We start from the raw sequence: 14,851 nt of genomic DNA, 5'->3' as shown, positions 1-14,851 counted from the left end.
GGGCACTGTGTTTAAACAAATTTTATTAGTAGCAAGTTGCGCGGTTTCGTTGTCTGCTTTCTCTGCCGAGCAAGTTTGGGATTTTGATGACGGCACATTAAACGGTGGCAACCGTAACGGTTATGGCAATACGCTTGACCTAGATGGCCTTAGTGTTCAAGGCTGGTCTGATACTGCGCGTCCTGCGGATTCAACCTTAAGAACAACTAAACTTACGTACAGCAGTAACTGGGGTCTAATGTCGTACAACCGCGATAATGAAAGCGGTACTCCTCAGCACTCAATTGATAGCTATGGCAATGACTTTGACATGGTGCTTCTAAGCTTTGATGAAGCAGTTAACCTAGCTGGCTTTACCTTAGGTTGGGCTAGCGAAGACTATGGCACTAACAGTCAATCAAGCCATGCTGATGTATCAGTATTAGCATATTCTGGCAATGATGCTCCTGCTTTGTACAACAATACCTGGGCTGATTTAGCCGGATTGGGTTGGACCACTGAAGCAGAAGTAAGCAACGCTGACGAATTCGCGTACCAAGCTATTGATTCTAGTGCTGCTTCAAAATATTGGTTGATTGGTGCTTATAATCCAATTTTCGGGAGTTTAGGGTGGTCTAGTGGTAATGATGGCTTTAAGTTGGCGGGTGTATCAACTAACAGCCCTCAAGTACCTGTAACCAGCGTACCAGAGCCAGGCACTGTACTACTGTTTGCTGCTGGCTTATTTGGCATCGCATTACGTAGCAGAAAGCGCCAAGCTTAAACCAATACTTCCTTTTCCTGTTTAATTAAAAATACGAAATACTCTGTATTTCGTATTTTTTTGTCTTTTTTTTACTATCTGTTCATTAGATACTGTTTAAGGCTTAATTGACTAGCCCTTGAAGCAACAAGGAATTAGCTTTGATAATGAACAAATTTTTAGTAGCTCTGTGTTTACTGTGTATAACAAATCTTAGCTTTGCTGATCAGCAGGCTAACGAGTACGAACTCGCTGTTAAAGCCTTTCATAGTGGAGAAGAAAATGAAGCCTTCATCCATTTAAAAAATGCACTAAAAGCTAATCCTGAACACCTTTCCTCAAAGCTAATGCTCGCCAAAGTATACTTTAACGCAAATAACTTAGGTTCTGCTGAGAAACAGTTAGAAGAGGCCTTAGTCTTAGGAGCCGACATTAATTTGGTATTACCACTGCTTGGCAATATCCTACTGTTGCAGGGGAAAACTAACGAACTGCTTGCGTTTGAAGAGCGAATTAATGAGTTCTCTAAGCCGAGTTTGTTTGAGTGGAAGTTATTGCGTGGTCGAATTTACTTAAAGAATGCTCAACCAGAATTAGCGCGCAATGAATTTGAGCAAGCTACTAAGCTTATGCCGAATAAGACAAGTGCGATGAATACCTTAGCAACTTTATATTTAAGACAAAAAGAATACGTACTTGCAGAGCAATGGATAGAGCGTTCATTACAAATAGCCAAAAATAATGAGAGAACATGGTTGTTGAAAGGCGATTTAGCTGCGGGTCAGAACAACTTACCTCTTGCCTTGGAGCATTATCAAACCGCTTATCGACTTGATCCTCAAGACCCAAAGATTTTGCGAAGCTTAGTGATGACTCACCTTAAGCTTAACCAGATTGAGCAAGCTAAAGGCTATTTAAAGATAATCCAAGAACAAACACCCAATGATCCTACAGCGATATTGATCGGCGCTACTTTGTTTGCCGGTGAAGACAATACCGAAATGGCCGAGCGAGCCTTAGCAGATTTATCTCAAAAGGTCTCTGCTGCAGAAACTGAGGAGCTAACAGACGCAAACACTTTGCTATTTATTCAGGGCGCGTCGGAATTTATTTTAGAAAACGATGAAAAAGCCCAGCAGTACTTAAGTCAGTACTTACGTCAAAAGCCCAGTGATCTCGGGGCTACCCGAATGCTGTCTAAGCTTTACCTTCGTAATAACGAGTCCTACAAGCTGCAGTTACTTTTGCAAGATAACTTCGATTACATTATTCGCGACTTAGGCTTGTCGGTTCAGTTAGTATATTTGTACATTGATGCCGGTAGGCTACGTGCGGCTCAACAAGCTTTTGAGCAAATTAGAGCCTACCATAGCGACTCAAATTACATGGTGATTTTGGATGCTGAATTGGCTCGGGCAAGTGGTGAATCCGAGCGGGCCTTTAGTCTGTTGGAAGAGCTTCCTTTTACCGAGGATAATGCGCCGATAAAGTGGTTACAGTTGAAAGGCGAATTAGCTTTAGAACTGAACAAGTTTGACCAAGCTAGCCCTGTAATTGAGAGTTTAATTGCCAGAAACATAAACAATGCCAATGCGCAAAACTTAATTGCTGCTTATTACATTAAGACAAAACAAGCAGAATTGGCACTGCGTTATCTTGATGAAGTGTTAGCAAACAACCCAAATAATGTAGGTGCTAGCTTTAACAAAGCAGTGGTCTGGAGAGCGCAGGGCAGCACTGAAGAAGCACTACAAATCTTAGACACCTTGTTAGCCGTAAACAAACAGCACACGCCAAGTCACCTTTTGGCTGCTCGCATTCACCTTGAGCAAAAAAACTATCTAGAAGCGACTGAACAGCTTGATAAAGTTTTGCTATACGAACAAGACAATCGCCAGGCACGCGAGCTAAAACTTGATACGTATATGCAAACAGCACAATGGTCGAATGCCTTAGCCGAAGTTGAGAAGCTAAATCGAGAGTATATTTTGAATGAGCGTTACTTAAGTGCTTATGCAGAAATTCTTATTCGATTAGAACGATATGAAGACGCAGACTACCCCTTAGGTTTATTGGACAGTATTTGGAAAGAGCAGCCAAATAAGTTAATAGGCTTAGCCAGAATGCAAGCCCAAGCCAAGCAGTTAGCAAATGCTAAGAGCTCTCTATTAAAGTCTCACCAGTTGGCACCGGAAAATATGTCAACTTTGATCCTGTTAACTAAAGTAGAACTGGAACAAAATGACTTGGAAGCTGCGGAAAAGACGGTGGCAGATTTAGCCAACAAATTTGGTGAAAGTAGCCAGTTGTTTCTCTTGCAAGGCGATATTCAAATGCGCAAAAGCCAAAAGGAACAAGCTCAGCAAAATTACAGTAAAGCTGTAGAGTTGAATGCGTTTAATCGAGAGGCGGTAGTGCGTTTGTATCAACTGGCTAAACAAGGCATTGCCGATGATGCTTTTCATCAACAAATGGAAGGTTTAGTTACTACTGCTGCAGAGTTGGCTTGGCATAAACGTATTTTGGCCGATAGCTATTTGCACCATAAGCAGCTTGTTAAAGCTCAACAACACTATGAAGACTTGCTCGCCTTGCCAGCATTAAAGCAAGATCCGGGTATTTTGAATAATTTAGCAAATATTTACTCTGGCCAAGACTTAGATAAAGCTTATCAAACTGTCGCACAGGTAGTAGAGCAGGGTGCTAAAAACGCCGCTATTTTGGACACTATTGGATGGATTGAAGTACAGCGTGGCAATGTTGACCAGGGTTTAGTTTACTTACGTGAAGCCTACACAATGAACGCATCAGATGCCGCAATTCGCTATCACTTGGCATTTGCTCTTAGTAAGTTGGGGCGCAAGGCCGAGGCTAAAGCGGAAGCAGAAGCAGCTGTGGAATTAGATCAGCAATTCTCTGAGTATGAAGACGCTAAAGCATTACTGGAGAGCTTGGGCTAAGCTCCTTGGAGGAATAAAAAAGGCCACGTAAGTGGCCTTTTTTGTCGCTCATACTTAGCCAATACGTTTGTATTTTATGCGATGAGGCTGAGCGGCTTCTTCACCAATGGTTTCTTTTAACCAAGCTTCGTACTCGGTAAAGTTGCCTGCGTGGAAGTTAACTTGTCCTTCGTCGCGGTAATCTAGAATGTGAGTGGCGATACGGTCTAAGAACCAACGGTCATGCGAGATAACCATAGCACAGCCAGCAAATTCCAAGAGTGCATTTTCTAGCGCTCGTAGTGTTTCAACATCTAAGTCGTTGGTTGGTTCATCTAGTAGCAGTACGTTACCACCAGTTTGAAGTAACTTAGCCAAATGCAAACGGCCACGTTCACCACCCGATAGCTCCCCAACGCGTTTTTGTTGGTCACCACCTCTAAAGTTGAATCGACCAACATAAGCGCGACTTGGTACTTCGATATTACCAATTTTTAGAATATCGGAACCGCCAGACACTTCTTGCCATACGGTGGCTTTATCATCCATCGCATCACGGAACTGGTCCACGCTAGCTATCTGAACACTTTCGCCAACTTCTACGCTACCTGAGTCTGCCTTTTCTGCACCAGTAATCATCTTAAATAGAGTCGATTTACCCGCCCCGTTAGGACCGATAATACCTACAATCGCTCCCTTAGGAATACTAAATGACAGGTCGTTAATTAGCACTCGTCCATCATAAGCCTTGCTTAGGTTGTTAACATCAATAACCTTATCACCTAGTCGTTGCGCTGCTGGAATGAATAGCTCGTTGGTTTCATTTCGGCTTTGAAAACTTTGAGTATTAAGTTCTTCAAAGCGAGCCATACGAGACTTACTTTTACTCTGACGGCCTTTCGCATTTGAACGAACCCACTCCAGCTCTTTCTGAATTGATTTCATTCGAGCTTTTTCTTGAGAGGCTTCTTGGTTCAAGCGGTCTTCTTTTTGTTCAAGCCAAGAAGAGTAGTTACCTTCCCACGGAATACCTTCACCGCGGTCTAGTTCCAAAATCCAGCCCGCTACGTTATCAAGGAAGTAACGGTCGTGGGTTACCGCCACAACAGTACCTTCATAATCATGTAAGAAGCGCTCTAACCAAGCTACAGATTCTGCATCTAAGTGGTTGGTAGGTTCGTCAAGTAGCAGCATGTCTGGTTTTTCAAGCAACAAGCGACACAGTGCTACGCGGCGACGTTCACCCCCAGAAAGCTTCTCAATTTTTTGGTCCCACTCTGGTAGGCGTAAGGCATCGGCTGCACGCTCTAGTTGATTCTCTAAACTATGTGCATCATGAGTAGCCAAAATCGCTTCTAATTCACCTTGCTCTTTAGCTAAGGCGTCAAAGTCTGCATCGGGTTCTGCGTATTCGGCATAAACTTGGTCTAAGCGAGTTTGGGCATTTTTTACCACAGCTACTGCTTCTTCAACCACTTCGCGAACCGTTTTGTCTAAGTCCATTTGAGGTTCTTGGGCAAGGTAACCAATTTTGGTTCCTGGGTTAGCACGTGCTTCACCCTCAATATCGGTATCAATACCCGCCATAATGCGTAGTAGGGTAGATTTACCTGAGCCGTTTAAACCGAGTACGCCAATTTTAGCGCCAGGGAAAAAGCTTAAAGAAATGTTTTTAAGAATATGTTTTTTAGGGGGAACGATTTTACCAACGCGGTTCATCGTATAAATAAATTGGGCCATTTGCCGTTCCTTTAAGGGTCTATACTCGAATTTTTGTGTCGCTAAAGCATACACCCAAATTCGCTACTTTTATCTTCCGCTATGATACTGGCTTCGTAGATGGAAGCTAGCTTTGTAAGCCACTTTATGCGGCGGTTTTTTGATGTTGCATAGTGAAGCAGCATAAAGCGGTACTATCTGCTTGTTTTTAACAGAGATAGCCATCAGGGCTTGTCGAATTTCTAAAGTAATAGTGGTATGTTGGAATCATCACAATTTGACACTGCAGATTAAATGAAACAGATTTTATTGGCCTGTGTTGCCCTATGTATGGCATTTTCAGTTTCAGCCTTAACTTACGATTTACCCGAAGATGGAAGTCGCCTGCTGGGCGGAAACCAATGGCACAGAGTGCAAAAAGGCGAAACTATTGCGCTTATCGCCGAGCGTTATGGTGTAGGTTTTTTAGCGGTAATGGCGGCGAACAAAGGGGTTGACCCTTTCTTACCAGAGGAAGATACAGAGCTTCTTATTCCCACTCAAATTTTGCTACCCGATGTGGAGCGTAAAGGGGTGGTGGTAAATCTTGCGGAATTGCGTTTGTATTACTTCCGACCAAATAGCACTGAAGTAGATGTGTTACCTATTGGCATTGGCCGAATTGGCCGCGAAACGCCAGAGATGAGCACTTACATTAGTCAAAAACGAGAGCAACCTACTTGGACACCTACTCAAAATATTCGTAATGAATATGCAGCTAAGGGGATTATTTTGCCACCGGTTGTACAGGCGGGGCCAGAAAATCCACTGGGTGAATACGCCCTGCGTTTGGCTTATGGTAATGGTGAGTATTTAATTCATGGCACTAACAAAGAGTTTGGTGTTGGCTTGCGTGTTAGCTCTGGTTGTATACGCTTGTTTCCCGACGATATCGAATACCTGTTTTCGCAGGTTAATCTGAAAACGCCAGTGAGGATCATTAATCAATCGATTAAACATTCGCTTGAACCTAGTGGCGAGTACTTATTAGAAGTGCACCAGCCGCTTAATCGCTCTGAAGAAGAAGTGACCCAAGCAACTACCTTACAATTGAGTCGTGATGATATTAAGTTTATTACTCAAGCAGGAGTTGACTCGTCGGTGGTGAATCAAGCGCTGAAAAACCAGCAAGGCATTGCTTTGTCGGTAGGTGAAAAACAAGGATAAAAAAAAGGTGATGCTTAGCATCACCTTTTTTCACATCGCTTTAAACTTACTTAGTGTAAGAAGATGCGATGTTGTCGATACGTTCGTTAGCGCGCATCGCTTCAGCTTTAGCTTGGTCAGCACTCATTTGAGCTGACTTAATGTCGCCACTCAAAGAGCTTTGCTCTGCACGAAGAGCTGCAACTTCGTTTGATAGTGCATCAACTTTGTCGCTTAGAGATTGTACGTTGTTTTCTAAAGCGGTAGTGTTTGAAGAACAACCCGCTAGTAAAATGGTAGAAGCAATAGCGCCTGCAACTAAAAACTTATTCATGGTAAGTCCGTCCTTTATATTCAATTCTAACGATTGTTAGCAATCGTTGATTCGTTTAAGCAAAGCTATTCACTGCAATTGAGTGAGCCGCTGGTATGATTATGGCTCAATATGAGCAAGCTGCAAGCGTTTGTTAGTAAAACCAAAAAAAAATAAGGCGAATACAGTTATTTAAGTTGATTTGTTAACATTTATTTAACAAGGGGCGTCGCCGCCTAGAGACATTTTAAGTAACAGCTAGCTAATTGTTAGTTAGCGCTTTTACACTGCTTACTAGATTGTTTCTTAATATGCTTAAATTCTGCTTGCTGATTAGCTTTGTTTTGATAACGCACCGGCAGGCTTTTTACCACAATTAAGTAGTCACCTAATGCTTGTTTTTGTTGCTCGCTTAATTTAATAAACTCACTGTGGTTTATCGCCACTAAAGAACTAACTTTTTTACCTTCAAGACGTTGTTCTACTCTTGAGTAGGTGCCTTGTCGTTGTTCAATATGAAAGTTGCCCACCGTGTGCATCACCTGTTGAGTAGTTTGAGACTGCAGTTGCAGAGTAATAGATTCTGCCATTGTCTCATCCCAAGCTAACATGGCGAAAAAGTGATTTTTGCTTTGTTCGCTATCGCCATGGTGAGCGTTACCAAACAGTCGCTGTTGGTAGGCCGGATCGTTGGTTGTAAAGTCTTGGGCAAGTTTGCTGCGTTCAGATTCTTCTAAGCCCTCTAAATAGCCTAAGCCTTGCTGACCAATACAGCGAACATGCTCGCGAGGCGCATTGGCTGCTACTACCGTAAGTTGTTTATCTTTGGCAAATTCAACTAGCGGCCGGTAATCAGATCGGTAGTTATCCCAGGCTTTGGTTTGTTTGATAAGCCATTCTTCACCTATTTCGTTAGCTAGGTAGCTATCTAATAAAGCTTGTTGGCTGCGATTAAATTGCTCCATCGATAAACTAATTTGGTTTTGTTGCTGATATAAGGCTTCCAATAAGCGCAGCTGTGCTAAGTGGATAGCGGGATGACTGTGGTATTCGCCAAACAGTATTACCTGAGAATCAGCCAGTTGCTTGGCAAGTGATTGGGTGTTTTCAACAATTTGTTGGTCGTTTGGGTTGTACAGTGCGTAGTCATAGTAAGTCTGCAATTGAATATCTGCGGATGGCGTTGCTTGCTCTTTAGGCGGAGTAGCGCTGCAAGCCGATAGAAAGAAAAGTGACAAAATGAGGCCTGAGAGGCGAAGTGACATAATATAAACTCTAATTGTAGATGATAATCATTATCATCTTAACCTTTGTTGGGCTGAGATGTAATGCTTAAATTAACGTGAATTTATTTCATAAAGATCAAAGCAGCTAGTGAGAAAATTGCAAATTTAATCGGCTAAACGCACACTACAGCTTCCAAGGCAGCTAGCGTTTTATTGTTACATTTGTTCATTTGAATAGCGTTAATGGTAAAAAATTTTGCTGTGATCTGAAAAGGACTCAGGTTAGAATGCGCCTTCGAAAAATCACCCACCAACATGTAACAAAAGAGTCAGGAGATACTGATGTTAAAGCGTGATATGAATATCGCCGATTACGATGCCGAATTATGGCAAGCCATTACTAAAGAAGAAGTTCGTCAAGAAGAGCACATTGAGCTGATTGCTTCTGAGAACTATGCCAGCCCACGAGTAATGGAAGCGCAAGGCTCTTACCTTACTAATAAGTACGCCGAAGGATATCCAGGTAAGCGTTACTATGGTGGTTGTGAGTATGTAGATAAAGCAGAAGTGCTAGCCATTGAGCGCGCCAAGCAACTATTTGGTGCCGACTACGCAAACGTGCAACCACATGCTGGTTCACAAGCTAACTCAGCTGTATTTATGGCTTTGCTTAAAGCAGGTGACACAGTACTAGGCATGAGTTTGGCTCATGGTGGTCACTTAACTCACGGTGCAAGCGTAAGCTTCTCAGGTAAAATCTACAACGCCGTTCAGTACGGGATTAACCCAGAAACTGGCGAGTTAGACTATGCAGAAGTTGAGCGTTTAGCTAAAGAACACAAACCTAAAATGATTATTGCTGGCTTCTCAGCCTACTCAGGTGTGGTTGATTGGCAGCGTTTCCGCGATATCGCAGACGAAGTAGGTGCTTACCTGTTCGTAGATATGGCGCACATTGCTGGTTTAGTGGCAGCTGGCTTGTATCCAAACCCAGTGCCAGTTGCAGATGTAGTAACAACTACTACTCACAAAACACTAGCTGGCCCACGTGGTGGTTTGATTTTGGCACGTGCCAACGAAGAAGTAGAGAAGAAGCTTAACTCTGCAGTATTCCCAGGTGGTCAAGGCGGTCCTTTGATGCATGTTATTGCTGCAAAAGCGGTAGCGTTCAAAGAAGCGATGGAGCCAGAGTTCAAGCAATACCAACAAAACGTATTAGATAATGCCAAAGCTATGGTTGCTGTACTGCAAGAGCGCGGTTATAAGATTGTGTCTAACGGTACAGAAAATCACTTGTTCTTGGTTGATCTCATCGACAAAGACATTACTGGTAAAGATGCCGACGCGGCACTAGGCCGTGCAAACATCACAGTAAATAAAAACTCGGTTCCAAACGATCCGCGTTCTCCATTCGTAACCAGTGGTTTACGTATTGGTACTCCAGCAATTACGCGTCGTGGCTTAGATGTAGCTGCTTCTAAAGAGTTAGCTGGTTGGATTTGTGATGTATTAGATAATTTACAAGACGAAGCGGTAATTGAGCGCGTTAAAGGCCAAGTGTTAGAACTTTGCCAGCGTTTCCCGGTCTACGCTTAAGTAAGCATGTAAACGTCAGGGATTGACGAGATAAAAGAAAGGAGGCTTTATGCCTCCTTTTTTGTATTTGTTTGTTAGTAAAACTACGGATTATTAAGACTAAATGTGAATAGGAACACAAACCAAGGAGGGATAGGCTGGGTTTTAGCCTGAGAATTAGACAGTTGGTACTGAAATTGCTCAGTTTTTAAGACCTAATTGATAAGTCAAATTACCAGCGCTAAAGGGTAATTGCAGAAGAGAGAGAATCACCATGGACATGAATCCTGTGGCTAGTGCAAAACGATTAATGATTATGCAGTTTGTAATTTGGGGCAGCTTTATGTTGTTCATCATTTCTTAATGTTTGCAGATTAAAGATATCCCTTGGCAATGGAATTGCCTGATTCCGCTTGTTTAAGCGAAGGATTAGTGAGTGTTAAGCGCTTGCCTTGATTAAGGTGAGTAGTACAGGCCACTCTAAGTAAAGATGTAAAATTACCTACCTTTTCTTCTCGTTGTAATACCTCATGGTAAATTTGTGTTAAAAAGCCCGCCAAACTAAGGTTAGCCTCATCGGCTATTTGCTCCAGTAGCTGCCAAAATATTGCTTCCAAACGAATACTGGTTACTACGCCATCTAAACGCACCGACCGAGACTTCAATTCAAACAATTCCGCTTCGGCGCCAGAATAAATTTCACACATTGGCAATCCCACCATGATCAAACCGAAGTCTAATCATGGTATACAAAATCAACTTTTGCCGTTTCAATTTAGTATTAAGCCAATAGCTTATTGAATTGCGCTAGCCATTGCGGGTGAGCAGGCCAAGCTGGTGCGGTGACCAAGTTCCCATCGGTAAGGGCTTGGTCAACGGCAATATCTGCATAGTCGCCGCCAGCAGCTGTCACTTCAGGCGCACAAGCTGGGTAGGCAGAAATGTGTCTGCCAGAGGCAATACCTGCCGCTGTTAATAGCTGTGCGCCATGGCATATTGCCGCTATCGGCTGTTGTTTAGCGGCAAAGGCTTGAATTATTTCTAATACCTTAGCATTTAAGCGTAAGTATTCCGGGGCCCGTCCGCCGGGCAATAATAGCGCGTCAAACTCCTCGGTATCGATGTCAGCAAAATTGCCGTTGAGAGTGAAGTTGTGCCCCGGTCTTTCGGTATAGGTTTGATCGCCTTCAAAGTCATGGATGGCGGTTTTAATTTGTTCGCCAATGCATTTCTCTGGGCAAGTTGCGATAACTTCGTGACCTACCATTTGCAGTGCCTGAAATGGCACCATTAACTCATAATCTTCAACAAAATCACCTGCAATAATCAGTATCTTCGCCATGACGCTTTCCTTAACAAGTTGTTTACATTTCTAGTGCAGCCTAACTTGAGCGGTAAGCTAAGCGGTAGTAATTGGTTACTACGCAAGCGCTATTTGCTTATATAACAAGCTTAATTTTAATCTAATCAGACTCTTAACAAGCTAAGGGCTAAACAGTAAGTATTTGGCTCAGTGATTAAACTGAGAGCTAATTCTCATTTTTTCTTCCTTTACTAAGTTAGCACCATTCTCTTTAGATAAGACCTTACCCAAATAAAGGAATTGTGGGCATTTTCGATAGTTACGCTTTAGCTAACCTGTACCTCTGACGGTTTAGCAGATAAAATTGCCGGATACTCGAATAAGGGATCGCCCATGCATTGTCCATTTTGTTCTGCTCATGAAACTAAGGTTATTGACTCGCGTTTGGTTGCCGATGGCCACCAAGTAAGAAGGCGTCGTGAATGCTTAGAATGCCATGAGCGCTTCACTTCTTTTGAAGTGGCCGAGTTGGTAATGCCGCGAGTGATTAAAGGCAATGGCATTAGAGAGCCTTTTAACGAAGAGAAAATGCGTGCTGGTATGATGCGTGCGTTGGAAAAACGCCCAGTAAGCGTTGACCAAGTAGAGCAAGCGGTAAACAAAATTAAGTCGCAGCTGCGGGCGACTGGCGAGCGTGAAGTTGCTACAAAATTCATTGGCAAGATTGTTATGGAACAGTTGATTGGCCTAGATAAAGTGGCCTACGTGCGTTTTGCTTCGGTTTATCACTCTTTTGAAGATATCAAAGAATTTAGTGACGAAATTGCTAAGTTGGAAAAGTAAGTGAGTTTTAGCGTTCAAGATTGCCAGTGTATGGCAAAGGCCATTGCGCTTGCCAAGCGCGGAAAATATACCACGGCACCCAATCCTAATGTGGGCTGCGTGTTGGTAAAAGATGGTCAGATTATTGGTGAAGGTTATCACCGTAAAGCCGGTGAAGGGCACGCCGAAGTGAATGCCGCGGCGGATGCCAAGCAACGTGGTTTTAGCCTAAAGGGGGCAAGCTGTTATGTCACTCTTGAGCCCTGCAGCCATGTAGGTAGAACGCCAGCTTGCGCCACAATGTTAGTAGAACAACAAGTGGCCGAAGTAGTGATTGCCATGGTTGACCCTAACCCACAGGTTGCTGGGCGCGGGATTAAGCGACTTGAAGAGGCTGGCATTAAAGTTCGTACCGGTCTAATGGAGCATTCAGCGCGTGCGCTTAACCCCGGATTTTTGAGCCGCGTTGAGCGTAAACGTCCTTTTGTTCGCTTGAAACTTGCTGGTTCTATCGATGCTAAAATAGCCTTAGCCAATGGCGAAAGCAAGTGGATCACCTCGGCTCATTCTCGCAGCGACGTGCAACGAGAACGGGCCGCTAGCCATGCTATTTTATCCACCGCTACTACGGTTATTCGCGATAATGCCAGCTTAAACGTGAGATTTAATGAGCTCGGTAGCCTTGCTGAGCAACTTGATGAAACACTGCTGCGCCAGCCATTGCGGGTGATTATTGACCGTAAACAACGCTTAGCAGAAGCAGCTCAAGACCTTAATATTTTTAAGAATAGTGAGTCTTTCTGGCTGGCCGGCCATCAATCACAAACGCAACTGCCAGCCGCAAAACAGCTGGTGATTGAAGACACGCCAAATTTTTTGCCGCAATTAATGCAGGAGCTAGCTGAAGCAGAAGTAAATGATATTTGGGTTGAAGCAGGAGCTAATTTTGCTGCAGCCCTGATTCAAGCTAACTTGGTTGATCAGCTTATCTGTTACCAAGCCGGTTTATTGATGGGAGCCGATGCTCACAGTTTAGTGGGGTTTGAGGGATATCAGTCGATGAGTGCGTTAAATTCTTGGCAATGCCTTGAAACTCGCCGAATTGGCCCCGACATTAAAACTATCTGGATCCCGCAAGCACAGGGCACACATTAATGTTTACTGGAATAATTGAAGCCCTAGGCAAGATTTCTCGCATTGAAAAACGCAGTGGTGACGTACGATTAAACATCGCCAGTGCTGGTTTAGATATGTCGGATGTAAGACTTGGCGATAGCATCGCGGTAAATGGTATATGTTTAACCGTGGTCGACTTCAGCAATGAGCACTTTTGCGCCGATGTATCTACCGAAACGTTAAGTTTAACTTCACTAGCTAAATGCAAACAAGGTGACAAGGTTAACCTTGAAAAAGCCATGCTCGCGACTAATCGCTTTGGTGGTCATATTGTCAGTGGTCATGTTGATGGCTTAGCAGAGGTAGTAAGCATTAGCCCCAGCGCACGTGCGATTAATATTTGGCTAAAGGTTCCTAATGATCTGGCGCGTTACATAGCCCATAAAGGCTCCGTAACCGTAGATGGCATTAGCTTAACGGTGAACGAAGTACAGCAGCAACAGCTACGTTTAACGATTATTCCCCATACCGCCGAGCAAACAACCATTGGTGCTTGGTCGCCTGGGCAAAAAATTAACTTAGAAGTTGATGTTATCGCTCGCTATGTGGAGCGTTTAATCGGCTATGCTGATGAGAACACTAACGATTCAAAAATAAATACTGCATTTTTGGCGCAGCACGGCTTTATGAAATAGCTCGCCCAATCAAGATGCGCTAATAACAATAAATACTATCCCCAAAGGTAAGAAAGGTTTTGCTATGTCACTAAGCAGTATCGAAGAAATTATTGAAGATTTACGCCATGGAAAAATGGTGGTGCTAATGGATGATGAAGATCGAGAGAATGAAGGCGATCTCATCATGGCAGCTGATATGGTAACACCAGAGGCCATCAACTTTATGGCTACCTATGGGCGTGGATTGATTTGTTTACCCATGACTAAACAGCGCTGTCAGCAACTAAAGTTGCCACTGATGGTAGATGTTAATACCGAGCAGTTTGCTACTAATTTCACGGTATCTATTGAAGCATCGCAAGGCGTGACTACCGGAATTTCTGCAGCAGATCGCTCACGCACTGTGCAAGCAGCCGTTGCCCGTGATGCTAAGCCTAGTGACATTGTTATGCCTGGCCATATCTTCCCGCTAATGGCGCAAGAAGGTGGGGTACTTACTCGCGCTGGACATACTGAAGCAGGAACTGATTTGGCAAGGTTAGCTGGTCGAGAACCTGCAGCTGTGATTGTTGAGATCCTTAATCAAGATGGCACTATGGCGCGTCGCCCTGATCTTGAGGTGTTCTGTAAAGAACATGGGTTAAAGATGGGCACTATCGCCGATCTCATCGAATACCGTAATAACAACGAAACCACTATTGAGCGAGTAGCAGAATGTAAAATGCCTAGCCGCCACGGTGATTTCAAGCTGATTACCTACCGCGATACCATCGATGAAAAAGTCCACTTTGTTATGCAAGCTGGTGAGATAAAAGAAGATGAGGCCACGCTGGTACGTGTGCACTTACACAATACTTTTAGTGATTTATTAGGCAGTGACCGGGCTGGAAAGATGAGCTGGCCGCTGGATAAAGCGCTAGAAAAAATTGCTCAAGAAAATGGCGTTCTGGTGCTACTTAGTACCGATGATAAGGCCGATAATTTGATTGACCAAGTTAAAGCCTTTGCTCTGCAAGATCGCGGTGAGACTCCAGCCCAGAAACAAGCGCACAGTGCTTCACGTACTGTGGGAGTGGGCTCGCAAATTTTAGCTGATTTGGGTGTAAGTAAAATGCGCTTGTTAAGTTCACCTAAGCGTTATCACGCATTATCTGGCTTCGGTTTGGAAGTGGTTGAGTATATCGACCAAGAATAATCTGAGTTTTAGTGAGAAATTATTTTATTAAGGGCCTAG

13 protein-coding genes are annotated in these 14,851 nt (G+C 43.6%); 8 read left to right on the top strand and 5 right to left on the bottom strand.

The window, feature by feature from the left end; all coding sequences use genetic code 11:
- The first annotated feature begins 7 nt into the window (after positions 1-7).
- Positions 8-763, top strand: a complete 756-nt coding sequence (xdp1, locus tag K5620_RS15420) for an exosortase-dependent surface protein XDP1 (RefSeq protein WP_016402677.1) — start codon at positions 8-10, stop codon at positions 761-763.
- 146 nt (positions 764-909) lie between these two features.
- Positions 910-3,702: a tetratricopeptide repeat protein gene (locus K5620_RS15415; RefSeq protein WP_016402678.1), complete on the top strand. Its 2,793-nt coding sequence runs from the start codon at positions 910-912 to the stop codon at positions 3,700-3,702.
- Positions 3,703-3,756: 54 nt separating this feature from the next.
- Here K5620_RS15415 and ettA read toward each other — a convergent pair whose 3' ends face one another.
- Positions 3,757-5,421, bottom strand: a complete 1,665-nt coding sequence (gene ettA, locus K5620_RS15410) for an energy-dependent translational throttle protein EttA (RefSeq protein ID WP_016402679.1) — start codon at positions 5,419-5,421, stop codon at positions 3,757-3,759.
- A 273-nt stretch (positions 5,422-5,694) separates the two neighbouring features.
- On the opposite strand from ettA, the gene K5620_RS15405 reads away from it, so the two are divergent.
- Positions 5,695-6,606 (top strand): L,D-transpeptidase family protein, encoded by a 912-nt coding sequence (locus tag K5620_RS15405; RefSeq protein WP_016402680.1) that lies wholly within the window; start codon positions 5,695-5,697, stop codon positions 6,604-6,606.
- Between the two features lie 46 nt (positions 6,607-6,652).
- Here K5620_RS15405 and K5620_RS15400 read toward each other — a convergent pair whose 3' ends face one another.
- Both K5620_RS15400 and K5620_RS15395 read right to left on the bottom strand, forming a co-directional pair.
- The gene (locus tag K5620_RS15400) at positions 6,653-6,919 is read right to left on the bottom strand and encodes an Lpp/OprI family alanine-zipper lipoprotein (protein WP_016402681.1); all 267 of its coding nucleotides are present in this window, start codon (positions 6,917-6,919) and stop codon (positions 6,653-6,655) included.
- Between the two features lie 248 nt (positions 6,920-7,167).
- Positions 7,168-8,163 (bottom strand): ChaN family lipoprotein, encoded by a 996-nt coding sequence (locus tag K5620_RS15395; RefSeq protein WP_040307386.1) that lies wholly within the window; start codon positions 8,161-8,163, stop codon positions 7,168-7,170.
- Positions 8,164-8,466: 303 nt separating this feature from the next.
- Here K5620_RS15395 and glyA point away from each other — a divergent pair, with 303 nt between their 5' ends.
- The gene (glyA, locus tag K5620_RS15390; protein ID WP_016402684.1) at positions 8,467-9,720 is read left to right on the top strand and encodes a serine hydroxymethyltransferase; all 1,254 of its coding nucleotides are present in this window, start codon (positions 8,467-8,469) and stop codon (positions 9,718-9,720) included.
- 353 nt (positions 9,721-10,073) lie between these two features.
- On the opposite strand, the gene K5620_RS15385 is transcribed toward glyA, so the two are convergent.
- Positions 10,074-10,406 carry a ribbon-helix-helix domain-containing protein gene (locus tag K5620_RS15385; protein ID WP_221077394.1) on the bottom strand — a complete coding sequence of 111 codons (333 nt, stop codon included), beginning with the start codon at positions 10,404-10,406 and terminating at the stop codon, positions 10,074-10,076.
- A 74-nt stretch (positions 10,407-10,480) separates the two neighbouring features.
- Complete coding sequence (locus K5620_RS15380; RefSeq protein WP_016402687.1) at positions 10,481-11,041, bottom strand: DJ-1/PfpI family protein; 561 nt, start codon at positions 11,039-11,041, stop codon at positions 10,481-10,483.
- Between the two features lie 354 nt (positions 11,042-11,395).
- On the opposite strand from K5620_RS15380, the gene nrdR reads away from it, so the two are divergent.
- From nrdR to ribBA, 4 genes are all read left to right on the top strand, one after another.
- Positions 11,396-11,845, top strand: a complete 450-nt coding sequence (gene nrdR, locus K5620_RS15375; RefSeq protein WP_016402688.1) for a transcriptional regulator NrdR — start codon at positions 11,396-11,398, stop codon at positions 11,843-11,845.
- Entirely contained in the window at positions 11,846-12,979 is a 1,134-nt protein-coding gene (gene ribD, locus K5620_RS15370; protein ID WP_016402689.1) for a bifunctional diaminohydroxyphosphoribosylaminopyrimidine deaminase/5-amino-6-(5-phosphoribosylamino)uracil reductase RibD, read from the top strand.
- Positions 12,979-13,635 carry a riboflavin synthase gene (locus K5620_RS15365; RefSeq protein WP_016402690.1) on the top strand — a complete coding sequence of 219 codons (657 nt, stop codon included), beginning with the start codon at positions 12,979-12,981 and terminating at the stop codon, positions 13,633-13,635. The genes ribD and K5620_RS15365 overlap by 1 nt, the downstream gene beginning before the upstream one ends.
- Before the next feature lie 64 nt (positions 13,636-13,699).
- On the top strand, positions 13,700-14,812 hold the full coding sequence (gene ribBA / locus K5620_RS15360) for a bifunctional 3,4-dihydroxy-2-butanone-4-phosphate synthase/GTP cyclohydrolase II (protein ID WP_016402691.1): 1,113 nt from the start codon (positions 13,700-13,702) through the stop codon (positions 14,810-14,812).
- The last annotated feature ends 39 nt before the right edge of the window (positions 14,813-14,851 follow it).

Source organism: Agarivorans albus (assembly GCF_019670105.1).
GTDB classification, from domain to species: Bacteria; Pseudomonadota; Gammaproteobacteria; order Enterobacterales; family Celerinatantimonadaceae; genus Agarivorans; species Agarivorans albus.
The sequence above is the reverse complement of the archived record's forward strand: the minus strand, read 5'-3'. Positions and strand labels throughout refer to the sequence as shown.

Coding starts and splice junctions, on each gene's coding strand:
- K5620_RS15415 (WP_016402678.1), top strand. CDS start 910: ATGAACAAATTTTTAGTAGCTCTGTGTTTACTGTGTATAACAAATCTT.
- ettA (WP_016402679.1), bottom strand. CDS start 5,421: ATGGCCCAATTTATTTATACGATGAACCGCGTTGGTAAAATCGTTCCC.
- K5620_RS15405 (WP_016402680.1), top strand. CDS start 5,695: ATGAAACAGATTTTATTGGCCTGTGTTGCCCTATGTATGGCATTTTCA.
- K5620_RS15400 (WP_016402681.1), bottom strand. CDS start 6,919: ATGAATAAGTTTTTAGTTGCAGGCGCTATTGCTTCTACCATTTTACTA.
- K5620_RS15395 (WP_040307386.1), bottom strand. CDS start 8,163: ATGTCACTTCGCCTCTCAGGCCTCATTTTGTCACTTTTCTTTCTATCG.
- glyA (WP_016402684.1), top strand. CDS start 8,467: ATGTTAAAGCGTGATATGAATATCGCCGATTACGATGCCGAATTATGG.
- K5620_RS15385 (WP_221077394.1), bottom strand. CDS start 10,406: ATGTGTGAAATTTATTCTGGCGCCGAAGCGGAATTGTTTGAATTGAAG.
- K5620_RS15380 (WP_016402687.1), bottom strand. CDS start 11,041: ATGGCGAAGATACTGATTATTGCAGGTGATTTTGTTGAAGATTATGAG.
- nrdR (WP_016402688.1), top strand. CDS start 11,396: ATGCATTGTCCATTTTGTTCTGCTCATGAAACTAAGGTTATTGACTCG.
- K5620_RS15365 (WP_016402690.1), top strand. CDS start 12,979: ATGTTTACTGGAATAATTGAAGCCCTAGGCAAGATTTCTCGCATTGAA.
- ribBA (WP_016402691.1), top strand. CDS start 13,700: ATGTCACTAAGCAGTATCGAAGAAATTATTGAAGATTTACGCCATGGA.